Source organism: Saccharothrix sp. DSM 118769, from assembly GCF_052936295.1.
In genome coordinates this window covers 8,281,199-8,302,657 of record NZ_CP193627.1, presented here as the reverse complement: position 1 = coordinate 8,302,657, position 21,459 = coordinate 8,281,199, and the positions used below count along the sequence as shown (strand labels likewise).

Genomic DNA, 21,459 nt, shown 5'->3' with positions numbered 1-21,459 from the left:
AGACGAACACCTCGTGGGGAGCAGTTGTGATGACTGGTCGGGTCACCTTCGTGGGCGCCGGTCCCGGCGCCGCCGATCTCATCACCGTGCGCGGGGCGAAGCGGATAGCCGAGGCCGACGTGGTGGTCTGGTCGCCCGCGGTGGTCGAGGCGGAGGCGGTGCGCGAGCACGCCCGCCCGGACGCCGAGCTGGTCGACTTCTCCCGCGTGCCGGAGCCCGAGGTCGTCGAGGTGTACCGGCGGGCCGCGGCGGGCAAGCTGCGGGTCGTGCGGCTGCACGCGGGCGACCCGTCGCTGTGGGGCGGCCTGCGCGAGCAGCAGGACACCTGCCGGCGGCTCGGCCTGGACACCGAGGTCGTGCCCGGCGTGTCGCAGGTCTCCGCCGCGGCGGCGGTCGTCGGCCGCGAGCTGACCACCTCGGACGTCGCCCAGTCGCTCGTGCTCGCGGGCCCCGAGACCGCCGAGCACGTCAAGGACTTCGCCGCGCACGGCACCACGATGGCGATCTCCGCCTCCGGGGCCCGCGCCGGTCAGCTCGTCGAGCAGCTGCGCGCCGGCGGGTACGCCGACGACACGCCGGTCGTGGTGGCCTACAAGGTGTCCCTGCCGGACGAGACGGTCGCGCAGACCACGCTCGGCGGGCTGGAGGCGTGCGTGAAGGAGCACAAGCTCTACCGCACCACGCTGTTCCTGGTGGGCGAGGTGCTGGCGCCGCCGCCGGCGCGCCGCCGGTCCCCGTCCGTCGAGGGCGACGAGCCGGTGCGCCGCTCGAAGTGGTCCCGGCGCGCCCAGCGCCCGGCGGGCGAGTCGCCGTCGGCCGCCGCCGCCTGGTCGGTGGTGCACGACTGGCAGGAGGCCGCGCGCACCAAGCGCGCCGGCCGGTCCGCGCCGGAGACCGGGGCCCCGGTGCTGGAGCTGGTCGCCGACGGCGCCGGTCCCGACACCACCGGTCCCGACACCACCGGTGACACCGGGGACACCGCTCCCGAGGGGACGGCACCCGGCGAGGACACCGCCGGCGAGGACACCGCCGGCGGGACCCCGGCCGGTGAGGCCGAGGCGTCCGCCGAGCCCAGGCCGAAGACCGTGGTGGCCGCGGCGACCAGGTCGAAGCAGGTGGGCGTGCGGGCGAGCACCACGCCGCGCAGGTCGGCCGCGGCGCGGGCCAAGAAGAGCAAGCGCGCCACCTGACGTGGACGTCGTCGCGCTGCACGAGTTCGTCACCGGGGCCGGTCGGTCCTGGGACGAGGTGGTCGTGGTGGACGCCGCCGCGGTCGGGGAGCGGCACGCGGTGAACGTGTGCCGGGCCAGGCCCGCCGTGGTGGTGTCCGGCGCGGACCCGGCCGCGCTGGCGCGCGACCTCGCCGGGTGGCGCCGCACGCTGGTCGTCCGGTCCGCCGCCGGTCTGTCCACAGTGGATCCGGCGGACGCGGTGGTGCGCCGCTGGGAGGAGCCCGGCCCGGTCCTGTGCCTGGCGGAGAGCGCCTTCGCGCCCTCGCCCGGCGGGTGGGCGCTGCCCGACGACGACTTCGCGCACCGCGACGGCATGGTCGCCGCGGCCGAGGTGCGCGCGCTGGTGCTGGCCCGGCTCGCCCCGCGCCCCGGCGTGCTGGTGTGGGACGTCGGCGCGGGACCCGGCGCGGTCGGCGTCGAGTGCGCCCGCCTCGGCGCGGCCGTCGTCGCCGTGGAGCGCGACCCCGTGCAGTGCGTGCGGATCATCGCCAACGCCTCCGCGCACGGCGTGGACGTGCGGGTGGTGGAGGCCGAGCTGGCGGAGGCGGGCGAGCTGCCCGCGCCCGACGCGGTGTTCGTGGGCGGCGGCGGCGCGGACGCGGTCCGCCACGTCGCCCGCTCCGGCGCGCGGCGGGTCGTGGTGGCCACCCCCGACCTGGACCGCGTCGTGCCGTCCCGGGACGCGCTGCTCGACGCGGGCTACGAGGTCGGGGGCAGCCAGCTCTCCGCGGCCCGGCTCACCGGTGGCGTGCTGCTGGCCACCAACCCGGTGACCGTCCTGTGGGGCACGAAGAAGGACACCGCGCCGCGGTTCGGCGCGGGCGACGGGAGGACGACGGCGTGATCGGCGTGTTCGCCGCGGGCGAGGCGGGGCGGCGGGCCGCCGCCGACCTGGCCGGCCTGCTCGGCCCGGACGCGGTGCTGCCCGACGGCCCGGTGGGGCCCGCCCTGCGCGCCCTGTGGCCCCGGCTGGGCGCGGCGGTGTTCTTCCTCGGCACGGAGGCCGCCGTGCGCCTGGTGGCGCCGCTGCTGCGCGACGAGCGGTCCGACCCCGGCGTGGTCTGCGTCGACGCCGGGTACGCGGTGTCGCTGCTGGGCGGCGCGGACGCGCTGGCCGAACGGGTCGCCGACGTGCTGGGCCTGCGGGCCGTGGTGACCTCCGCCTCGGCGGGCTCGCCGCTGGACGAGCTGGTGGAGCTGCTGGACGCCACCGCGGACGGCGACCTGGCCGGGTGCGGCGAGGCCCTGCGGCGCGGCGAGCCCGTGCTGCTGCTCAACCCGCTCGGCTTCCCGCTGCCCGCGCTGCCGGACAACGTGGTGCACCGCGGCCACGCGACCGGCTGGACCGTGCTGGTGGACGACCGCGTCCCGGAGGGGCCGCCGAAGGAGCGCGTGGTGCGGATCGTGCCGCGCACCCTCGTCGTCGGCGTCGGCTCCGGCACGGGCGTGCCGGCGTCGGCGGTGTCGGCCGCGCTGGCCCGGCTGGAGGAGGACGAGGGGCTGGACCTGCGCGCGGTCCGCGCGTTCGCCACCCTGGACCGCAAGGTCGCCGAGCAGGGCATCGCCGACGCCCTGGAGGACTGGGGCTTCTGGCACGGCTCGACCACCGCGCCGCTGCTGTCCTACCCGGGCGAGGAGCTGGCGGTCGTCCCGGTGCCGAACCCGGCGGAGCTGGCCATCGGCATCCCCAGCGTGGCCGAGGCGGCGGCGCTGCGCGGCGCGGTCGAGCTGTCCGCCGGCGGCCGGGTGGAGATCGCCGCGGAGAAGGCCAAGGGCGACGGCGTCACGGTGGCCGCCGCGCGCGTGCTGCCGCGCGGCCGGCTGGCCCTGGTGGGCCTCGGGCCGGGCGGCGCGGACGACCGCACGCCGCGCGCCGAGGCCGAGCTGCGGCGGGCGTCGGTCGTGGTGGGCAGCGAGGAGTGCGTGGCGCAGGTGCGGCACCTGCTGCGGCCGGGCACCCGGGTGCGGGCCGACGGCGCGGTGGCGCTGGCCGAGTCCGGCGCGGCGGTGGCGTTCGTCGGGCCCGGGCGGGGGCCGGTTGTTGCGGGCACGGTACACGCGGATGTCGTTCGCGTGACAGGCGTCGGCAGTCAACTGTGAAGCCGCGCGCAGCCTCCTAAAGGTGGTTGTCGGCCCTGCCCGCTTGGTCCTAGGCAGGGAGGAGCGCGCCACCCGGCGCGTCCCTGCACGGAAGGACCGACATGGCGAAAACCCTGCATCGCCTGATCACCGCCCTGGCCGCGGCCGTCGCGGCCGTGGCCCTGATGACCGTCGCGCCCGCGAACGCGCAGACCTCGGACGACGTCTCGCCGTTCATCGTCGGCGGGTCCCGGGTGTCGACCAGCACCTACCCGTGGGTGGTGTACCTGGCCACGTCCTCCGGCGGCCAGTTCTGCGGCGGCACGCTGGTGGGCGCCACCAAGGTCGTCACCGCCGCGCACTGCGTGAGCGGTCGCTCGGCGTCCAGCACCCGCGTGGTGCACCGCCGCGACGACAAGCAGAGCACGGCGGGCACCGTGGCCACGGTCAGCCGGATCTGGGTGCACCCGAGCTACCGCACCGCCACCTCGGGCTACGACGTGGCCGTGCTGACCCTGGGCACCAGCCTGCCGTCGCCGTACCTGCCGCTGGCCACGCCGTCCGACACGGCGCTGTACGCGGCGGGCACCAACGCCACCATCCTCGGCTGGGGCACCACCTCCTCGGGCGGCTCGGCGTCGCGCTACCTGCTCGGCGCCACCGTGCCGCTGACCTCGGACGCCACCTGCCGCACGGCGTACGGGTCGAGCTACATCGCCACCGCGATGGTGTGCGCCGGCTTCCCGCAGGGCGGCGTGGACACCTGCCAGGGCGACTCCGGCGGCCCGCTCGTCGCGGGCGGCAAGCTGATCGGCGCCACCTCGTGGGGCCGCGGCTGCGCCGGCGCCGGCTACCCCGGTGTGTACGCCCGGATCGCCACGTACCACTCGACGATCACGGCCCAGCTGTAACCCGTCACCACCGCACGACGACGTGCCCACGTCCGGGTGAGGTCCCGGACGTGGGCACGTCCCGCGTGTTCCATCGGGGACATGCGCTCCCCGCTCACGACTGTCCTGGTGATGGCCGCCCTGGTGACGGCCGCCCTCCCCGCCGCGGCGGGTGCCGCGCCGGCCGAGCCCGAGGGCCTGCACTCGTGCGGCACGTCGGTGAACGAGACCGTCGGCACCGGCTGGTGCAGCGGGCACGGCACGTTCCGGCTCGTCGTCGCCTGCGACGACAACCGGTTCTCCCGCAGCCCGTGGACCACGATCTCCGGCGGCAAGCGCACGATCGGCGCGTCGTGCACCGGCCCGGCGAAGGCGGTGGGCGCCGAGATCGAGGAGGAGTAGCCGTCCCACCTGCTGGTGATGTGGAGCACGCACGTTGGACAGGGCATGTCTGGTGTGGATGCTTCTACCCATGCACGGTGAACAGCACTACCTCGTGGGCCTGGACCTGACCGGACGGAGGGTCGTCGTCGTGGGCGGCGGCACGGTCGCCCAGCGGCGCCTGCCCCGCCTGGTCGCGGCGGGCGCCCGGGTCGAGGTGATCTCGCCCGAGGTGACCCCGGCGGTCCAGGGCCTCGTGGACGGCGGAGAGGCCGTCTGGCACGCCCGCCCCTACGCCGACGGCGACCTGGACGGCGCCTGGTACGTGCTGGCCTGCACCTCCGACCCCGAGGTCAACGCGCGGATCACCGCGGACGCCGAGCAGCGGCGGGTGTTCTGCGTGCGCGCGGACGTCGCCGTGAAGGGCACCGCCGTGACCCCCGCCGCGGGCGAGCACGACGGCCTGCTGGTGGGCGTCCTCGCGGGCGGTCAGCACCGGCGCTCGGCGGGCGTGCGGGACGGCCTGCTCGCGGCCCTGCGCGACGGCTCGATCGCCGACCACCACGACCAGCCGGCCGGGGTGGCCCTGGTCGGCGGCGGCCCCGGCGACCCCGAGCTGATCACGGTGCGCGGGCGGCGGCTGCTGGCCCGCGCGGACGTCGTGGTCGCCGACCGGCTCGCGCCGCGCGAGCTGCTCGACGAGCTGCCGCCGCACGTGGAGGTCGTCGACGCGGCCAAGATCCCCTACGGCCGGGCGGCCAGCCAGGACTTCATCAACACCACGCTCGTCGAGCACGCCAAGGCGGGCAAGTTCGTGGTGCGGCTCAAGGGCGGCGACCCGTACGTGTTCGGCCGCGGCTTCGAGGAGCTGATCGCGTGCGCCGAGGCGGGCGTGCCGGTCACCGTCGTGCCGGGCGTGACCAGCGCGTTCGGCGTGCCCGCGCTGGCCGACGTGCCGGTGACGCACCGCGGGGTGGCGCACGAGGTCGTGGTCGTGTCCGGCCACGTCGCCCCGGACGACCCGCGCTCGCTGGTCGACTGGGACGCGCTGGCGCGGCTGCGCGGCACCGTCGTGATCCTGATGGGCGTGGAGCGGGCGGGGGCGTTCGCGGCGGCCCTGCGCGCCGGGCGGCCCGGCGACACCCCGGTGTCGGTCGTCCAGGAGGGCGGCACCCGCACCCAGAAGGTCGTGCGGTCCACCCTGGACTCGGTGGCCGAGGACATCGCCGGGCACGGCATCCGCCCGCCCGCGATCATCGTGGTGGGACCGGTAGCGGGGCTCGCCGCGGAGCTGCCGTTCCGCTCCTGAGCGACCACACCACCCCGGCGGCGACGAGCAGGGCCAGCGCGGCGAGCGCGACCAGCGTCTCCCCGCCGGGGTGGACGAGCGGTTCGCCGCGCAGCGCCTGCCGGGTGAGCACGGCGAACAGCCCGGTCCAGCCCAGCACGGTCACCGCGACCAGCCGCGTGCGCGTCCGCTCGGCCACGCCGAGGGCGATGAGCCCGACCGCGACCAGCACGACCACCTGGAGGCCGTGCATCCCGACGAAGTGCGGCACGCGCAGGTCGCCGCCCGTGGTGCTCCACCCGGTGAACGGCATCCCCGGGCCGCCGTCGACCACGCCCACCGAGTGCCCGCCCGACAGCTCGACGACGCGGCCCGCCGCGTCGGTGGTGGTGCGCTTGCCCGCCGCGAACATCAGGTAGCCGCTGAACATGCCCGCCGTCGCCAGCCACAGGCCGCCGCGCACGGCCCACCGCACGTCCGGCGTGGCGAACCGCTGGAACGACAGCACCACCGCCAGCGCCGCGTTCGCCAGGAACATCACCGGGATCGTGGTGGAGAAACCGAACCCCACCAGCCGGTTGTAGGCGTCGTCGGACAGGTTGTAGTGGCTGAACGTGCCGCGCACCGCCTGCATCACCACCAGGCCCACGTCGAAGAGCAGGATCACCACCGCCGCCGTGGCCAGCCCCGACGTCCACCGCCTGCCCCGGTGCGGCAGCGACAGCATCCACGACAGCGTCGCCGCGTACACCGCCAGCGCCAGCGCGAACTTGAGCGGCTTCACCCACAGCGGCGCCCCGTCCAGCAGCCGCCCGTCCACCACCGCCGCCACCGCGAAGGCGACGGCGAACACCCCCATCACCGCGGCCGACCACAGGGTCGGGCGGTGCCAGTTCCTCGTCATGGCAGCAGCCTCCCCGGCGGGGACCCCCGGCTCACTGGTGCCGGCCGGCCGTTGCGGGGTGGGGCGGGCACCAGTGCCGACCTAGGCTGACCGGGTGGCGGTGCAGGTGCGGCTCGCCGGCGTGGGACTGGCGAAGGTCAGGTTCGCCTACTCGCCGGTGTTCGAGACGGTGATGGCGGTAGACGGGCTGCGCGACCCCGGCGGGCACGCCGTGCACGGGCCGTGGGTGCGGTGGGCGCGGGAGCGGCTGGCCGGCGTCGACGGCCTCGACGCGCTGCTGTCCAGGCTGGCGGGGCCGGCGAAACCCGCCGACCTGCTGCCGGTGCCGGACGTGCGGGCGCCCGACCTGGAGGCGGAGCTGCGCACCGTGCCGCCGGTGGAGGCCGACGTGATCAGGCGCTGCCACGCGGCGGTCGTCGCACCGCACTGGAAGCGGATCACCGCCGTGCTGGAGGCCGACATCGCGGCGCGCGCGGCCACGCTCGCGTCCCACGGCGTGGAGGCGGTGTTCGCCGAGCTGCACCCGGAGGTCACGTGGGCCGACGGCGAACTGGTGCTGCACCGCAAGCCCGAGCACCGGGTGGACCTGGCCGAGCACGGCCTGGTGCTGTGCCCCAGCGCGTTCTGCTGGCCCAAGGCGTGGATCGCGCTCGACCCGGTGGGGCAGGGCGTGCTGCGCTACCCGGCGCGCGGCATCGGCACCCTGTGGGAGGACCGCGACGCGCCGCAGGACCTGGCCGCCCTGATCGGCCGCACGAGGGCCCGCCTGCTGACGCTCCTGGAGGCCCCGCGCAGCACCTCCGACCTGGCGACCGCGCTGGACGTCACGGCGGGCGCGGTGTCGCAGCACGTGGCCGTCCTGCGCGCCGCGCGCCTGGTGACGACGCGCCGCGAGGGCCGGCACGTGCTGCACATGCGCACCGCCCGCGCCGACGCGCTGCTGGGGTGAGGGCGATCGGGCGTCGAACCGGGTAGCGGCCGGGTCGGTGAGGACGCGGGAAGGGTGCCGGGGGAGCGCGACCCGTCGTGCCGCGGCGGAAAGCGCGAACGCCCGACCCTGGGAGGGCCGGGCGTTCGCGGTCGATCAGTGCGTCAGTGCTGCGTCGCCACGGCGCGGCGCGGGCGGCCGGAGCCGCCGGCCGAGCGGTCGCGCTCCGGGCGACCACCGCGGAACTGGCCGCCACCGGCGCGGCGCGGGCCGCCACCGCCACCGCCACCGCCGCCGCGGCGGGCGCGGATCGGGGTCTCCGGCTCGACGACCGGGACGCCGCTGGGCGTGCGGGCGCCCGTGATGCGGATCAGGTCCTCGTCACCCGGGCGGACCTTGGTGGAGGCCGGCCGGATGCCCGCGCGGGCGGTGAGGCCCTGCACGGCGCGGCGCTGGTCGTGCGTCACCAGGGTGACGACCGTGCCCGACTGGCCCGCGCGCGCGGTGCGGCCCGCGCGGTGCAGGTAGTCCTTCGGGTCGGCCGGCGGGTCGACGTGCACGACGAGGCTCACGTCGTCCACGTGGATGCCGCGCGCCGCCACGTCCGTGGCGACCAGGACCGGCATGGAGCCCTCGCGGAACTGGCCGAGCACGCGGGTCCGGGCGCTCTGCGCCTTGCCGCCGTGCAGCGCGCCCGCGTGGACGCCCATCGACCGCAGCTTCTTGGCCAGGCGGTCGACGTGGTGCTTGGTGCGCACGAACATGATCGTCCGGCCCTCGCGGGCGGCGACCTCGGTCACCACGTTCTGCTTGTCCTCGGCGGACACGAACAGCAGGTGGTGCTCCATGGTCGTCACGCTGCCGGTGGCCGCCGCGACCGAGTGCACGACCGGGTCGTGCAGGTACTGGCGGACCAGCTTGTCCACGTCGCCGTCGAGCGTCGCGGAGAACAGCAGGCGCTGCCCGTCCTGCGGCGTCAGGTCGAGGATGGCGCGGACCTGCGGCATGAAGCCCATGTCCGCCATCTGGTCGGCCTCGTCGAGCGCGGTGAACATGACCTCGGAGAGGTCGGCCGTGCCCTGCCGCACGTGGTCGGACAGCCGACCGGGCGTGGCGATCAGCAGGTCGACGCCGCGGCGCAGCCCGTCGATCTGGCGCGGGAACGACGTGCCGCCGACGATGGTCCGGCACCACAGGCCGAGGGAGCGCGCGAACGGGGACAGCGCCTCCTCCACCTGCATGGCCAGCTCGCGGGTCGGCACCAGCACGAGGGCGCGCGGCTTGAGCGGCTTCGCCCGGCCACCGGCCAGGCGGGACAGCAGCGCCAGGCCGAAGGCGAGCGTCTTGCCCGACCCGGTCTGGCCGCGGCCCAGGAGGTCGCGGCCCGCCATGGCGTCGGGCAGGGTGGCGGCCTGGATCGGGAACGGCTCGGTGATGCCGGCCTTGCTCAACGCGACCAGCAGCTCGTCGGCGAGGCCCAGTTCGGCGAACGAGGGCAGCGGACCGTCGGGGATGATGTTCTCGACGTCGTCGAACATGGTGGTCGCCTGCTCCGCGATGGGGGCGGGACGACGGTTGCCCTGGCCAGGGCGCCTGCTGCGGGACTTGCGGAACTGCGGGCGCTCGGAACGGCCTTGGGACATGGTGGGCAAATCAAACCTCCGGGACAAGGCACGTCTCGGAGATTGCTCTGCATGGGTGCGCAGGCGCGAATCGCGGGGACGGGCCCGGCGCGCGGACCGCGCCGATAGTGGTTGGAAGCACCACCGGCCACTCTGGCGGCCTGGGGCGCTTCGTGGCGCCACCGGGCGGTGCACCACTCAGTCTAGCCGATCACGCGACCGAGTTCGCCACCACGACCGTGTAGCGAGGAACACGGAATGCGGGCGGAGGCGTCGCACGGGTGCCGCCGGCGGCCGTCGGGAACGGCGGAAGCGCAGGTGGGAGGCGGGGTCGGTGGTGGTCGGGCGGTGGACCCGACGAAGTCTCCGCGGTACGGGCCGGGCGGCGGCGAACGGCGGCGCGGCCACGTCCGAACGGGTGAACCGGGGCCGGTGGCGGCCGGGCCCGGCACGCGCCACGAGGCGACGCGTGCCGGGAACCGTGCTCGGGACCCCTGCGGGAGCCGCTGCGGGAGCCGCTGCGGGAAACCGTCGCGGGACCGTTCGTCACCGCAGTCCGGCGGTCTCCAGCAGGGCCTCGGTGACCTCCAGCGGCTCGGCGAGTTCCGGTGCCAGGCCGCGGGAGGTGAACCAGGCCGCGACGTTGCGCACGTCGCGCTCCAGGAACTCCGGCCCGCGCGGGTTGGCCGCCAGGTCCACCACCTGAGGCAGGTCGATCACGACCAGCCGGCCGTCGTGGACCATCAGGTTGTACGCCGACAGGTCGCCGTGCGCGAGGCCCGCCGAGGCCATCAGGTGCAGTGCCTCGACCAGCTGGCGCCACAGGCCGAGCAGCTCGTCGGGCTCCGGCCGCAGCTGGGCGAGCCGGGGCGCGGCGGACCCGTCGGTGCCGATGAACTCCAGCAGCAGCTCGGTGCCGTCCCGCTGCACCGGGTAGGGCACCGGCGCGCCCAACAGGTGCAGCGTGCTCAGCGCCGCGAACTCGGCCACCGCCCACCGCTCCGCGATGAGGTTGCGGCCGAACGCGCTGCGGTTGCCCATCGCCCGCATCTCGCGCGACCGCCGCATCCGGCGGCCCTCCAGGTAGCCGGCGTCCCGGTGGAACAGCCGGTGGTCGTTGCTGCGGTACCGCTTCGCGGCCAGCAGGCACGTCCGGTCGGTGCCGGGCGTCCACCGCTCCAGCAGGAAGACGTCCGCCTCCTTGCCGGTCTTCACGACCCCCAGCTCGCGGTCCACCGCGGACAGGTCCGTGACCAGCCACGACGGGTACGGCTCGGGGCCCTGGTCGGCGTCGCCCCAGGTGGACCAGCGGTCGCCCTCGGGCGGCGCGTCCTCGACCGCCGCGTCCTCGCGCACCTGCGCCAGGCGGTCCTTGGCCTCCTCGGTGAGGCGGCCCCGGCGGGCCGGGTCGACGTCCTCGCGGCGACGCGCCCTCCCGGCCTTCCTGGACTGCCAGCCCAGGTCGTCCGCGTGGTCGAAGGCGCTCTCGAAGTCGTCGTGCTGGAGGTCGTCGTGCTGGAAGTGGTCGTGCCGAAGGTCGTTGGTGTCGATGTCGACGTCGTGCTCGCGCACTGGATGTGCTCCAGGTGAGGTGGGGGTGGTCGCCCCCGCACCCGGCGCGGCGTGGGTGGTCCGCGTCAGGCGAGCGGGGCGGGCGGACGGGTCGGTGCCACGTCCCGGACGGCAATCACCATCTGGCACCTCCTCTGGTCCGCCGCGGCTTCCACCGCCGGCGCTGCGACGCTTGCCCGCACAGGTTCCCCCGCGCCCCCGTGCGCCCGCAACCGGATTTAGACGGGCCGGATCTCGACGGGACCGGGACCGACCGCGCTCGACGGGTCCACCGGAGCGGCGTGGGCGGCGCGGGTCCTCAGCGCGAGCGGTCCACGCGGTAGCTGGTGCGGTGGCCCAGCCACGCCGCCGCCAGCTCGCCCATCACCAGCGAGTCGTGCCGCAGCACGCGCTCGTCGTGCCACCGCGCCGCCCGGGGCGCGGTGGCGAGCATCCGCCGCCGGGCGACCGAGCTGAACTCCACCAGCGCGTCGAGCGCCTCGTCCACCTCGTGCTCGGCCAGCGGGCACGGGCTGTCGTCGTCGGGCAGCGCGAGCGCGGTGCCGGTGAACGTCGACGAGGTGCCGAGGTCCCGGGCCAGCTGGTGCTCGACGGACTCCGCGTTGCGCTGGAACCGCCGGCGGTCGCCGTCCGTCGCGGCCAGCCGCAGGCCGAGCAGCCGGGCCGCGCACAGCCCGGACCAGACCAGCTTGAGCGCCTCGGGCGCGTCGAGCGGGTGGGTGCGCAGGTCCTCGGTGATCCCCCCCAGGAGGGCGGGGGTGACGGTCTCGGCGGGTGTGTCGCCTGGTGTGTCGGGGCTCACGCGGGCCATTCTGACACCCGCGTCACGACTGGTGACACCTCGCTGCGCTCCGTCACGCGTTTGGCCGGTCAGGTCCGGGAGAACGACCGCCGGTAGTCCTTGGGCGACAGGCCCACGGCGGACGTGAAGTGGTGGCGCAGCAGCGCCGCCGAGCCGAACCCGGAGCGGTGCGCCACGTCCTCGACGGTCAGCCGCGTCTCCTCCAGCAGCTGCCGGGCGCGCAGCACGCGCTGCGTGGTGAGCCAGCGGTGCGGGGTGGTGCCGGTCTCGGCGGCGAACCGGCGGGCGAACGTGCGTTCGGACATGTTGGCCTGCTCGGCGAGCCCGGCCACGGTGTGCTCCTCGTCGAGCCGGTCCTGGAGCCACGCGAGCACCGGTTGCAGGCTGTCGGCCTGGTGCTGCGGGGTGGGCAGCTCGATGAACTGGCGCTGGCCGCCGTCGCGCTGCGGGGCCACGACCATGCGGCGCGCGATGACACCCGCGACGGTCGAGCCGAGTTCCCGGCGCACCAGGTGCAGGCACGCGTCGATGCCCGCCGCGGTGCCCGCGCTGGTCACCACGTCGCCCTCGTCGACGAACAGCACGTCGGGGTCGACCTCGGCGCGCGGGAACCGCTCGGCGAACTCCCGCGCGTACCGCCAGTGCGTCGTGCAGCGCCGGCCGTCGAGCAGGCCCGCCTCGCCGAGCAGGAACGCGCCGCTGCACACCGACAGCAGCGTCGCGCCCCGCGCGTGGGCCCGGACGACCGCGTCGAGCACCGCGGGCGGGTACTCGTCGCGGACCCCGGCGGCGGGCACGACGACCAGGTCGGCGCCCTCCAGGGCGTCCAGGCCGAGGTGGGGGACGAGGGACACGCCGACGTCGGTGCGCACCGGCTCGCCCGGCCGCTCGCCGCAGACCCGGAAGTCGAACGCCGGCACGCCCTCCTCGGAGCGGTCGACGCCGAAGACCTCGCAGACCACGCCGAACTCGAAGGGCGCCAGGCCGTCGACGACGACGGTGGCGACGGTGCTCAGCATGTCCGCCACGGTACTTGGCTGGATTTTGACGCACAACGGCACAACTGCCAGTGGTGGCAGCTTCTTGCGCATCGCACAGTTGGTGCCATGACCGCGATCCTCACCGCCCTGGCCGTCCTCGCGCTCGTCGTCTACGGCCTGGAGCGCAACCACACCACCCACCGCGCCCACCTGGCCGGCAGCACCGACGTGGACGACCGCGACCTGGTCCGCCTGCGCGCCGACCTGCGCGCCGCCGCCGTGCGCACGGAACCCGCCCGGCCCGCTCCCCGGACCCGGACCACCAGCTCCGCGCAGGTCGCCTGCTCCTGCTAGCCCCGGGCCGGGCGCGACCCGGCTCAGCACGACCCGGCTCAGCGCGGCCGGCCCCGGCTCAGACCACCAGGTCGGCCGTCCCCGGCCCGGTCACCTCGACCCGCAGCCCGGCCTTCACGGCGACCTTCGCCACCCCCCTGAGGTCACCCGGCTCGGCGCGCGACCTCACCAGGGCGTGCGCGAGCCGGCCCTTGTGGGCCTTGTTGAAGTGGCTGACCGCGACCCGCCGCCCGCCGTCGCCCTCGGTGACCACCCGCACGACCGCCGCGTCGGGAACCCGGGCCAGCGAGGTGTACGGGCTCGACCGCAGGTCCACCACGAACCCGGCACCCGCCAGCACGGGCTCCAGCGCGGGCCGCCACAGCGCGCCCAGCGGACCCACCGACGGCAGGGCGCTGCCGCCGGACAACCGGTAGGCCGGGATCGGGTCCCCGCCGCCGACCAGCCCGAACAGCGCCGAGGCCACCGCCAGCCGCTCGTACGCCCGCGCCCGCTCGACCTTGGTGAACGAGTCGAGCGCCAGCGCGTCGTACAGCACCCCGGTGTAGCGGGCGAGCGCCGGCATCGTCGGCGACCCCCGCAGCCGCGCGTTGCGCTCCACCTCGCCCGCCTGCCGCTCGGACAGCCCGAGCGCGGCCAGGCAGGCCGGCACGTCGGCCGCCAGCTCCACCAGCGCGTCCACCAGCTTCGCCCGCACGGGCGTCAGCCCGGGGTGCGACAGCAGGTCGAGGTCGAGCGGCGCGCCGGCACCACCGACGGCCTTGGTCTCCGACGGGGGGAGCAGCACCAGCACGACCGGGCAGCCTAGTACCCGCTCCCCCGCGCCCCCGCCCTCAGTCCGACTGGCCGACGCAGAACCGGTTGCCGTCGGGGTCGGCCGGCACCGTCCAGCCCAGCCCCGGCACGCTGTGCTCCGACACCACCTCCGCGCCCAGCCCCACCAGCCGCGCCACCTCGGCCGCGCGGTCCTCCACGTGGGCGTCGAAGTGCACGCGGTTCTTGCCCGGCACCGGGTCGTCCACCCGCTGGATGCCCAGCCGCACCCGCCCGCCCGCGGTGGGCGCGAGGACCAGGTACCCGTCCCAGTCGTGCTCCACCGACGTGCCCAGCGCCCTGGTCCAGAACTCCGCCAACCGGTGCGGGTCGGTCGTGTCGATCGTGATCGTGTCGATGTCGATGCCCATCCCGGGGACGCTAGACCCGACCACCGACAACGCCGGGCCCCGCCGCCGACCGCGGCCCGGCGGCGGCCGGGCGCGAGGGTTCCGCGCCGGGCGGAACCCGTTGGAACTGCGCGGACGCCGTTCACTACCCTTGCCGGACAACCAGCGCCACGAGGAGCACCCACCGTGATCACGAGGATGTCGTCGCTGTTCCTGCGCACCCTGCGCGAGGACCCGGCCGACGCCGAAGTCCCCAGCCACAAGCTGCTGGTCCGCGCCGGGTACGTGCGGCGGGTCGCGCCGGGCGGCTACTCGTGGCTGCCGCTGGGGCTGCGGGTGCTGCGCAACATCGAGCAGGTCGTGCGCGAGGAGATGGACGCGTTCGGCGCGCAGGAGATCCAGTTCCCCGCGCTGCTGCCGAAGGAGCCCTACGAGGCCACCGGCCGGTGGACCGAGTACGGCCCCAACATCTTCCGCCTCAAGGACCGCAAGGGCGCCGACTACCTGCTCGGACCCACCCACGAGGAGCTGTTCGCGCTCACCGTGAAGGGCGAGTACTCCTCGTACAAGGACTACCCGGTCACGCTGTACCAGATCCAGACGAAGTACCGCGACGAGGCGCGCCCCCGCGCGGGCATCCTGCGCGGCCGCGAGTTCGTCATGAAGGACTCGTACTCGTTCGACCTCACCGACGAGGGCCTGAGCCACTCCTACCGGCAGCACCGCGACGCCTACATCCGCATCTTCGACCGCCTCGGCATGGAGTACGTGATCGTCTCCGCCACGTCGGGCGCGATGGGCGGCTCGGCGTCGGAGGAGTTCCTGGCGGTCGCGCCCACCGGCGAGGACACGTTCGTGCGCAGCACGGAGTCCGGCTACGCGGCGAACGTGGAGGCGGTCACCACGCCCGCCCCCGCCGAGCAGGACCCGGCGACCAAGCCCGGGGCGCAGGTCCACCACACGCCGAGCACGCCGACCATCGAGTCCCTGGTGGACTTCCTCAACGCCAACACCGACCGCGCCTTCACCGCCGCGGACATCCTCAAGAACGTCCTGGTGAAGACCAGGGTCCCTGGCGGCGACTGGGAGCTGCTGGCGATCGGCCTGCCCGGCGACCGCGAGGTGGACCTCAAGCGCCTGGAGGCGGCGCTGGAGCCCGCCGAGGTCGCGATGCTGGACGAGAAGGACTTCGCCCGCAACACCTTCCTGGTCAAGGGCTACATCGGCCCGGGCGCGCTCCAGGCCAACGGCGTGCGGTACCTGACCGACCCGCGGGTCGTGCGCGGCACCGCCTGGGTGACCGGCGCGGACAAGGCCGACCACCACGTGGTGGACCTGGTCGTGGGCCGCGACTTCACCCCGGACGGCGTGATCGACGTCGCCGAGGTGCGCGAGGGCGACCCGTCGCCCGACGGCAAGGGCGTGCTGGTCGCCGCGCGCGGCATCGAGATCGGGCACATCTTCCAGCTGGGCCGCAAGTACGCCGACGCGTTCCAGCTCGACGCGCTGGGCCCGGACAGCAAGCCCATCCGCATCACCATGGGCTCCTACGGCATCGGCGTGTCCCGCCTGGTCGCGGCCATCGCCGAGCAGAGCCACGACGAGCGCGGCCTGATCTGGCCCCGCAACGTGGCGCCGTTCGACGTGCACCTGGTCGTGGCGGGCAAGGACGAGACGCTCCTCGCGGGCGGCGAGAAGCTGGCCGGCGAGCTGTCCGCGCGGGGCCTGAAGGTGCTGCTGGACGACCGCAAGGCCAGCCCCGGCGTGAAGTTCGCCGACGCCGAGCTGATCGGCGTGCCCACGATCCTCGTCGTCGGCCGCGGCCTGGCCAACGGCCTGGTCGAGGTCAAGGACCGCCGCTCCGGCGAGCGCGTCGAGGTGGCCGTGGACGACGCCGTGAGCCACCTCGTCGAGGTCGTGCGGGGCCAGGGCGCCTGAGCGGCTAGGGGAGGACGGCCGCCAGCACGGCGTCCGTGTCGGACAGGTCGGCGAGCACCACGTGCGCGCCGGCCTCCCGCAGCTCCTCCGCGCTGCTGCGGCCCGTCGCCACCCCGACGGCGACGGCGCCGTGGCGCAGCGCGGCGTCCACGTCGTGCGGGGTGTCGCCGACGACCACGGCGCGGAACTCGCGGCCGTGCTTGGCCGACGCCAGCCGCACCGCCTCCAGCACCAGCTCGGGCCGGTGCTCGGACAGCGTGCCGTAGCCGCCGATGTCGAAGTCGAGGTGCTCGTCCAGGCCGAACGGGGCGAGCTTGAACCGGGCGACCTCCACCAGGTTGCCGGTCACCAGGGTCTGCACGACGTCGTCGCGCCCGGCCAGCGCCCGCACCACCTCCAGCGCGCCGGGCAGGGCCCGCCCGCGCTCGGTCAGCAGCGCGTGCTGCCGCCGCGCCGCGTCGATCAGCTCGTCGTGCAGCCGGGCGATCAGCTCCTCGGTGGCGTCCAGCTCGTGCAGCGCCAGCAGCTCCAGCGTGATGGCGCGCTCGGTGCGCCCGGCGAAGTCCGGCTCGCGCACCATGTCCAGGCCGGCCGCCGCGCGCAGCGCCGTCCGGTACCAGTCGACGCCGAGCCCGCCCGCGTCGACCAGGGTGCGGTCGATGTCCCACAGCACCAGGGTGTTCACGACAGCTCCACACTCCCCAGGATGCGTTCCACGTCGTCCTCCGACGGTCCTTCGGCCGCGTGCGGGCCGCCCTCGGCGACGTTGAGGGCGAACACCGCCACCTCGTCGCCGTCGCGCACCGCCACCGCCGTGATCGTCGCCCTCGGCGCGTAGCAGGCGTTGGCGGACTTCGGCGTGACGCCGACGCTCACCACGACCCGGTCGCCGTCGCCCGCGACCCGCGGTTCGCCGACCTCGGGCGGTGCGCCGTCCGCGCTGTAGCCGCTCGTCGCGAGCCGCCGCACCAGCTCGGTGCCGACCTGTTCCGGGTCGTCGTCGACGACCGACCCGGCCACCGCCTGGGCCTGGATCATGGAGCGGCCCCGGCACTCGAACGGCCGTGACACGTACGACGAGCCGAGCGCGATCCGCCCCGACGACCCGCCGCCCCGCGACTCCCACCCGGGCGGCAGCTCGTAGGCGAGGCCGGACCGGGAGTCCTCCACCACCTGCCACGCCGGGGCCGCCGGGGACGACGGCGACGGCGGCGGGGCGGCGGGCTCGTCGCCGGTGCCCGCCACGACCAGCGCCACCGCGCCGCCCACCGCGAGCGCGCCGACGACCCCGAGCGCCACCCACAGCGGCGCCCGGTTCGGCTTCCGCGGGGCCGGCGGCTGCTGGTAGACCCCGAAACCGGTGTAGCTCACCGCTCCAGCGGCTTCACGGAGTCGACCATGGCCTGGAGGTCGGCCTCGGTGGGCGGCTTCGGCTCGGCGGGGCCGCCCTCCAGGTCGCCGTTGGCCATGAACACGTGGAAACCGGGGTCGCCCTTGAGCACGAGGACCTTCACCACGCCCTTGGTGGCCAGGCACTCGTTGCCGGACGTGGTGATGGTCGCGTCGACCTGCACGCCCTCGATCACGACGTCGCCGGTGAGCTTCACCGGCTTGGGCTCGCCGAGCTTCACGTCGAACCGCGGGGCCGAGTTGTAGAACTGGGTGCCGAGCTTCTGCGCGAAGTCCCCGGCCACCGCCGCCAGGTCGCCGGCGGGCACGACCACGCCGCCCGCCCCGCCGCGGGTGAAGCCGTTGCCCTTGCAGTCGTAGGCGCCGGTCAGCGTGAGGCCGGTGAGCTTCACGTCCGCCATGCCCTCGACGTTCGCCGAGCCCCCCGCCGGGGACCAGCCCTTGGGCACGTCGTAGCTGTAGGACAGGGCGGGCACCGGCAGGCAGTTCCAGTCCGGTTTCGCCGCCTCGCAGGACGGCCCGGCCTCGGTGGACCTCGTGGTGCTGGGCGCGGTCGTGGTCGTGGTCGTCGGGCCGGGGGAGCCGCTCGACGCCTGCGCGGCCGGGGTGGACCCGGACCTGGTCAGGAAGTACGTCGTCAGCCCGCCGCCGACGAGCACCAGCACGACCGCCCCGACGGCGATCCACAGCCTCGTCCTGTCCTTGCGCGGCGGCGGCTCGTCCCCGCCGGAGAACACGCCGAGCCCGCCGTAGGACCCGAACCCCTGCTGCGGGTACTGCCCGCCGTACCCCGGCTGCTGCCCGTAGCCCGGCTGCCCGCCGTACTCCGGCTGCTGCCCGTAGCCCGGCTGCTGCCCGTACTCCGGTTGCTGCCCGTAGCCCGGCTGCTGCCCGTACTCCGGTTGCTGCCCGTAGCCCGGCTGCTGCCCGTACTCCGGCGGCGGCCCGTAGCCCTGCTGCCCCTGCTGCGGATACCCGCCCTGCGGCTGCGGGCGGGCCCAGTCACCCTGGTCGCCCTGGTTGGACTGGCCGCCCCAGCCGGTCTGCCCGTCACCTGGGTAAGTCACCGGTGAACCGTACCCCGAGGTCGCGCCTAGCCCGGGAGGAAGCTCAGCCGGACCTTGCGCACGGGGTTGTCGACGTTGGTGTCCACCAGGCACACCGACTGCCACGTGCCGAGCGCGAGCACACCGCCCAGCACCGGGATCGTCGCGTACGGCGGCACCAGGGCGGGCAGCACGTGGTCGCGGCCGTGGCCGGGCGTCCCGTGCCGGTGCCGCCACCGCCCGTCGGCGGGCAGCAGGTCCTTCAGCGCGGCCAGCAGGTCGTCGTCGCTGCCCGCCCCGGTCTCCAGCACGGCGAGGCCCGCCGTGGCGTGCGGCACCCACACGTGCAGGAGCCCGTCGCCCCCCACGTCGGCCAGGAACTCCTCGCACGCCCGCGTGAGGTCGTGCACGACCTCGTCCGACCCGGTGCGGATCTCGATCTCCTCGCTGCGCATGACCCACACCCTGCCCAAAAATCGCCTGCCGCGCCCGCGGGCCGTCGGGCAGGATCACCGGTGTGATCCACACCGCGATCGTCACGGGCGCCAACCAGGGCATCGGCGCGGCCACGGCCAAGGCCCTCGCGGCGCGGGGGGTGAACGTCCTCGTCACGTTCCTGCGCTTCGCCCCGGCGCCGGACCCGAGCACCCCGCCCGAGTACTTCACCGCCCGCGAGTCGAACGCCGACCACGTCGTGGCCGCCATCGCCGAGGCGGGCGGCAGGGCCCACGCCGTCGAGGCCGACCTCGCCGACCCGCTGACGCCCGCCCGCCTGTTCGACGTGGCCGAGCACGTCTTCGGCCCGGTGGACGTCCTGGTCAACAACGCCTCCAGCTGGGTGCAGGACACGTTCCTGGCCGCCGAGACCGACCGGTTCGGCCGGGTGCTGCGCGCCGTCACGCCCCAGGCGTTCGACGCGCAGTTCGCCGTGGACGCCCGCGCGGGCGCGCTGATGATCGCCGAGTTCGCCCGCCGGCACATCGCGCGCGGCGGCAACTGGGGCCGCATCGTCGGCCTCACCTCGGGCGGTCCCCTCGGGTTCCCCAGCGAGGTGACCTACGGCGCGGCGAAGGCGGCGCTCGACAACTACGCCATGTCCGCCGCCGCCGAGCTGTGGCCGCACGGCGTCACGTCCAACGTCGTGAAGCCCGGTGTCACCGACACCGGCTGGGTCAACGACGCGGTCCGCGCCCAGCACGACGTCTCCCAGCCGGAGGACGTCGCGAAGGTCGTCGCCTTCCTCTGCTCGGACGAGGCCGCGGCAGTGACGAAGAACGTGATCAGCCTGCACTGATCCTGCCCTACCCGCCGGTAACATCAGGTCCGTGAAGGCATCTCACCTCCGTCGGGGCATGAACCTGTGGCCGCCGTTCCTCTTCGCCGGCATCCGCGTCGTGGAGCTGTCCGACGACTACCGCCGCGCCAAGGTCCGCCTGCGCATGCACCGGTGGAACCGCAACTACGTGGGCACCCACTTCGGCGGCTCGCTGTTCGCCATGACCGACCCGTTCTGGATGCTGCTCGTCCTGCACCACCTCGGCCGCGAGCACGTCGTCTGGGACAAGGCGGGCGAGATCGAGTTCGTCGCGCCGGGCCGGGGCACCGTCACCGCCGAGTTCCACCTCACCGACGAGCGCCTCGACGAGATCCGCGCGCTGACCCGCGACGGCGACAAGGCCCTCGTCTGGTTCGAGAACACGGTCACCGACGAGGCCGGCGCCGTGGTCGCCCGCGTCCGCAAGCAGGTCTACGCCCGCCGCAAGCGCCCCCGGAAGTCGGTGGACACCGACGCCCCGCAGGCCGTCTGATGACCGCGTGCGCGACGCCTTCGGAACGACCTTCGACGTCCCCCTCGGCTACCTGAACACGGCCGCGGTCGGTGTGCCGCCCACGCCGACCGCGGCCGCCGTCGCCGACGCCGTCCACCGCTGGTCCACCGGCCTGGACACCGGCAGCACCGCAGACCCCCACGTCACCGCCGCCCGCGAGGCGTTCGGCCGCCTGGTCGGCGTCCCCCGCGACCGCGTCGCGTCCGGCGCCTCGGTGTCCCAGCTGGTCGCCCTGGTCGCCGCGAGCGTCCCGCCCACCACCTCGGTCCTCGTCGCGAAGGGCGACTTCACCAGCCTCACCTTCCCCTTCGCGGCCCGCGGCCTGCGGATCACCGAAGCGGACCTCGACGACCTCCCCGCCGAGGCGCCGCGCCACGACCTCGTCGCGGTGAGCGTCGTCCAGTCCGCCGACGGCCGGGCGGTGGACCTCGCGGCCCTCCGCGCCACCGGCGTCCCCGTCCTGCTGGACGCCACCCAGGCGGTCGGCTGGACCCCGCTGGACCTGGGCTGGGCCGACTGGGTGGTGGCCGCCGGCTACAAGTTCCTGCTGTCCCCGAGGGGCTGCGCCTGGCTGGCCTGCTCGCCGGGCGCGCTGGCCCGCACCGTCCCCGCCGCCGCCAACTGGTACGCGGGCGACGACCCCTGGACCTCCGTCTACGGCCTGCCCCTGCGCCTGGCCCCCGATGCCCGCCGCCTGGACCTCTCCCCGGTCTGGCTGGCCCAGTTCGGCGCCGCCCGGTCCCTGCCCTACCTGGCCGGCCTGGACCTCGCGGAGGTCCGCGACCACGCCGTCGCCCTGGCGAACTCCCTGCTCACCGCCCTGGACCTGCCCCCGGCGAGCACGCCCATCGTCTCCCTCGACCTCCCCGGCGCGAGCGGGCGACTGGCCGCCGCCGGCATCCGCTCCAGCCTCCGGGCGGGCCGGGTCCGCCTCGCGTTCCACCTCTACAACACGGCCGAGGACGTCGACGCGGTGCTCGAAGCGCTCCGCTGACGGCCTTCCGTTACCGTGGGTCTTTGTGTCGGTTCCTCCCGAATCAC

Annotated in this window: 23 protein-coding genes; 12 read left to right on the top strand and 11 right to left on the bottom strand. The window is 75.2% G+C overall.

All coding sequences use genetic code 11. The features are described 5' to 3' along the window. The first annotated feature begins 29 nt into the window (after positions 1-29). The 6 genes from ACRAKJ_RS35075 (at position 30) to cobA (ending at position 5,891) form a co-directional block, all read left to right on the top strand. Positions 30-1,190, top strand: a complete 1,161-nt coding sequence (locus ACRAKJ_RS35075; protein WP_438924416.1) for an SAM-dependent methyltransferase — start codon at positions 30-32, stop codon at positions 1,188-1,190. A 1-nt stretch (position 1,191) separates the two neighbouring features. After that, positions 1,192-2,076, top strand: a complete 885-nt coding sequence (locus tag ACRAKJ_RS35070; RefSeq protein ID WP_438924415.1) for a bifunctional cobalt-precorrin-7 (C(5))-methyltransferase/cobalt-precorrin-6B (C(15))-methyltransferase — start codon at positions 1,192-1,194, stop codon at positions 2,074-2,076. Next, positions 2,073-3,332 carry a cobalamin biosynthesis protein gene (locus tag ACRAKJ_RS35065; protein WP_438924414.1) on the top strand — a complete coding sequence of 420 codons (1,260 nt, stop codon included), beginning with the start codon at positions 2,073-2,075 and terminating at the stop codon, positions 3,330-3,332. The genes ACRAKJ_RS35070 and ACRAKJ_RS35065 overlap by 4 nt, the downstream gene beginning before the upstream one ends. A gap of 101 nt (positions 3,333-3,433) precedes the next feature. After that, a complete protein-coding gene (locus ACRAKJ_RS35060) occupies positions 3,434-4,222 on the top strand; it encodes a trypsin-like serine protease (protein ID WP_438924413.1) in 789 nt (262 codons plus the stop codon). A gap of 81 nt (positions 4,223-4,303) precedes the next feature. Beyond that, entirely contained in the window at positions 4,304-4,603 is a 300-nt protein-coding gene (locus tag ACRAKJ_RS35055; RefSeq protein ID WP_438924412.1) for a hypothetical protein, read from the top strand. A gap of 70 nt (positions 4,604-4,673) precedes the next feature. Further along, a complete protein-coding gene (gene cobA, locus ACRAKJ_RS35050; RefSeq protein ID WP_438924411.1) occupies positions 4,674-5,891 on the top strand; it encodes a uroporphyrinogen-III C-methyltransferase in 1,218 nt (405 codons plus the stop codon). On the opposite strand, the gene ACRAKJ_RS35045 is transcribed toward cobA, so the two are convergent. Further along, the gene (locus ACRAKJ_RS35045; protein WP_438924410.1) at positions 5,836-6,774 is read right to left on the bottom strand and encodes a hypothetical protein; all 939 of its coding nucleotides are present in this window, start codon (positions 6,772-6,774) and stop codon (positions 5,836-5,838) included. The two genes, cobA and ACRAKJ_RS35045, sit on opposite strands and share 56 nt — an antisense overlap. Before the next feature lie 94 nt (positions 6,775-6,868). Here ACRAKJ_RS35045 and ACRAKJ_RS35040 point away from each other — a divergent pair, with 94 nt between their 5' ends. Further along, a complete protein-coding gene (locus ACRAKJ_RS35040) occupies positions 6,869-7,723 on the top strand; it encodes a DUF5937 family protein (protein ID WP_438924409.1) in 855 nt (284 codons plus the stop codon). Positions 7,724-7,866: 143 nt separating this feature from the next. Here ACRAKJ_RS35040 and ACRAKJ_RS35035 read toward each other — a convergent pair whose 3' ends face one another. From ACRAKJ_RS35035 to ACRAKJ_RS35020, 4 genes are all read right to left on the bottom strand, one after another. Continuing rightward, the gene (locus ACRAKJ_RS35035; RefSeq protein ID WP_438924408.1) at positions 7,867-9,345 is read right to left on the bottom strand and encodes a DEAD/DEAH box helicase; all 1,479 of its coding nucleotides are present in this window, start codon (positions 9,343-9,345) and stop codon (positions 7,867-7,869) included. 525 nt (positions 9,346-9,870) lie between these two features. Beyond that, positions 9,871-10,785: a serine protein kinase RIO gene (locus ACRAKJ_RS35030; RefSeq protein WP_438924422.1), complete on the bottom strand. Its 915-nt coding sequence runs from the start codon at positions 10,783-10,785 to the stop codon at positions 9,871-9,873. 409 nt (positions 10,786-11,194) lie between these two features. Beyond that, positions 11,195-11,698 (bottom strand): hypothetical protein, encoded by a 504-nt coding sequence (locus ACRAKJ_RS35025; RefSeq protein WP_438924407.1) that lies wholly within the window; start codon positions 11,696-11,698, stop codon positions 11,195-11,197. A gap of 68 nt (positions 11,699-11,766) precedes the next feature. Continuing rightward, entirely contained in the window at positions 11,767-12,717 is a 951-nt protein-coding gene (locus ACRAKJ_RS35020; RefSeq protein ID WP_438924406.1) for a helix-turn-helix domain-containing protein, read from the bottom strand. 87 nt (positions 12,718-12,804) lie between these two features. Here ACRAKJ_RS35020 and ACRAKJ_RS35015 point away from each other — a divergent pair, with 87 nt between their 5' ends. Beyond that, on the top strand, positions 12,805-13,032 hold the full coding sequence (locus ACRAKJ_RS35015) for a hypothetical protein (RefSeq protein ID WP_438924405.1): 228 nt from the start codon (positions 12,805-12,807) through the stop codon (positions 13,030-13,032). A 58-nt stretch (positions 13,033-13,090) separates the two neighbouring features. Here ACRAKJ_RS35015 and yaaA read toward each other — a convergent pair whose 3' ends face one another. Both yaaA and ACRAKJ_RS35005 read right to left on the bottom strand, forming a co-directional pair. Beyond that, positions 13,091-13,825 (bottom strand): peroxide stress protein YaaA, encoded by a 735-nt coding sequence (gene yaaA, locus ACRAKJ_RS35010; RefSeq protein WP_438924404.1) that lies wholly within the window; start codon positions 13,823-13,825, stop codon positions 13,091-13,093. Positions 13,826-13,865: 40 nt separating this feature from the next. Next, positions 13,866-14,216: a VOC family protein gene (locus tag ACRAKJ_RS35005; protein WP_438924403.1), complete on the bottom strand. Its 351-nt coding sequence runs from the start codon at positions 14,214-14,216 to the stop codon at positions 13,866-13,868. Positions 14,217-14,381: 165 nt separating this feature from the next. Between ACRAKJ_RS35005 and ACRAKJ_RS35000 the strand changes: the two genes are divergently transcribed. Next, a complete protein-coding gene (locus ACRAKJ_RS35000; RefSeq protein WP_438924402.1) occupies positions 14,382-16,133 on the top strand; it encodes a proline--tRNA ligase in 1,752 nt (583 codons plus the stop codon). Positions 16,134-16,137: 4 nt separating this feature from the next. Here the strand turns inward: ACRAKJ_RS35000 and ACRAKJ_RS34995 are convergent, their stop codons facing one another. The 4 genes from ACRAKJ_RS34995 to ACRAKJ_RS34980 are packed head-to-tail and all read right to left on the bottom strand — an operon-like array spanning position 16,138 to position 19,044. Beyond that, a complete protein-coding gene (locus ACRAKJ_RS34995; protein ID WP_438924401.1) occupies positions 16,138-16,818 on the bottom strand; it encodes a haloacid dehalogenase-like hydrolase in 681 nt (226 codons plus the stop codon). Further along, complete coding sequence (locus ACRAKJ_RS34990; protein ID WP_438924400.1) at positions 16,815-17,504, bottom strand: hypothetical protein; 690 nt, start codon at positions 17,502-17,504, stop codon at positions 16,815-16,817. The genes ACRAKJ_RS34995 and ACRAKJ_RS34990 overlap by 4 nt, the downstream gene beginning before the upstream one ends. Further along, positions 17,501-18,610, bottom strand: a complete 1,110-nt coding sequence (locus tag ACRAKJ_RS34985; RefSeq protein ID WP_438924399.1) for a hypothetical protein — start codon at positions 18,608-18,610, stop codon at positions 17,501-17,503. Before ACRAKJ_RS34985 ends, ACRAKJ_RS34990 begins: the two co-directional genes overlap by 4 nt. A gap of 26 nt (positions 18,611-18,636) precedes the next feature. After that, positions 18,637-19,044: a YjbQ family protein gene (locus ACRAKJ_RS34980; RefSeq protein ID WP_438924398.1), complete on the bottom strand. Its 408-nt coding sequence runs from the start codon at positions 19,042-19,044 to the stop codon at positions 18,637-18,639. Positions 19,045-19,106: 62 nt separating this feature from the next. Between ACRAKJ_RS34980 and ACRAKJ_RS34975 the strand changes: the two genes are divergently transcribed. Genes ACRAKJ_RS34975 through ACRAKJ_RS34965 form a run of 3 tightly spaced genes read left to right on the top strand, consistent with a single transcriptional unit; the run spans position 19,107 to position 21,412 of the window. Further along, on the top strand, positions 19,107-19,883 hold the full coding sequence (locus ACRAKJ_RS34975; RefSeq protein WP_438924397.1) for an SDR family NAD(P)-dependent oxidoreductase: 777 nt from the start codon (positions 19,107-19,109) through the stop codon (positions 19,881-19,883). 31 nt (positions 19,884-19,914) lie between these two features. Beyond that, positions 19,915-20,397 carry a DUF4442 domain-containing protein gene (locus ACRAKJ_RS34970; protein WP_438924396.1) on the top strand — a complete coding sequence of 161 codons (483 nt, stop codon included), beginning with the start codon at positions 19,915-19,917 and terminating at the stop codon, positions 20,395-20,397. 7 nt (positions 20,398-20,404) lie between these two features. Next, positions 20,405-21,412 (top strand): aminotransferase, encoded by a 1,008-nt coding sequence (locus ACRAKJ_RS34965; RefSeq protein WP_438924395.1) that lies wholly within the window; start codon positions 20,405-20,407, stop codon positions 21,410-21,412. Positions 21,413-21,459 lie beyond the last annotated feature (47 nt).

What these genes read in the sequence shown, in the direction of transcription:
- ACRAKJ_RS35075 (WP_438924416.1), top strand. Translation starts at nt 30, where the DNA reads ATGACTGGTCGGGTCACCTTCGTGGGCGCCGGTCCCGGCGCCGCCGAT.
- ACRAKJ_RS35060 (WP_438924413.1), top strand. Translation starts at nt 3,434, where the DNA reads ATGGCGAAAACCCTGCATCGCCTGATCACCGCCCTGGCCGCGGCCGTC.
- ACRAKJ_RS35055 (WP_438924412.1), top strand. Translation starts at nt 4,304, where the DNA reads ATGCGCTCCCCGCTCACGACTGTCCTGGTGATGGCCGCCCTGGTGACG.
- cobA (WP_438924411.1), top strand. Translation starts at nt 4,674, where the DNA reads ATGCACGGTGAACAGCACTACCTCGTGGGCCTGGACCTGACCGGACGG.
- ACRAKJ_RS35045 (WP_438924410.1), bottom strand. Translation starts at nt 6,774, where the DNA reads ATGACGAGGAACTGGCACCGCCCGACCCTGTGGTCGGCCGCGGTGATG.
- ACRAKJ_RS35035 (WP_438924408.1), bottom strand. Translation starts at nt 9,345, where the DNA reads ATGTCCCAAGGCCGTTCCGAGCGCCCGCAGTTCCGCAAGTCCCGCAGC.
- ACRAKJ_RS35020 (WP_438924406.1), bottom strand. Translation starts at nt 12,717, where the DNA reads ATGCTGAGCACCGTCGCCACCGTCGTCGTCGACGGCCTGGCGCCCTTC.
- ACRAKJ_RS35015 (WP_438924405.1), top strand. Translation starts at nt 12,805, where the DNA reads ATGACCGCGATCCTCACCGCCCTGGCCGTCCTCGCGCTCGTCGTCTAC.
- ACRAKJ_RS35005 (WP_438924403.1), bottom strand. Translation starts at nt 14,216, where the DNA reads ATGGGCATCGACATCGACACGATCACGATCGACACGACCGACCCGCAC.
- ACRAKJ_RS34980 (WP_438924398.1), bottom strand. Translation starts at nt 19,044, where the DNA reads ATGCGCAGCGAGGAGATCGAGATCCGCACCGGGTCGGACGAGGTCGTG.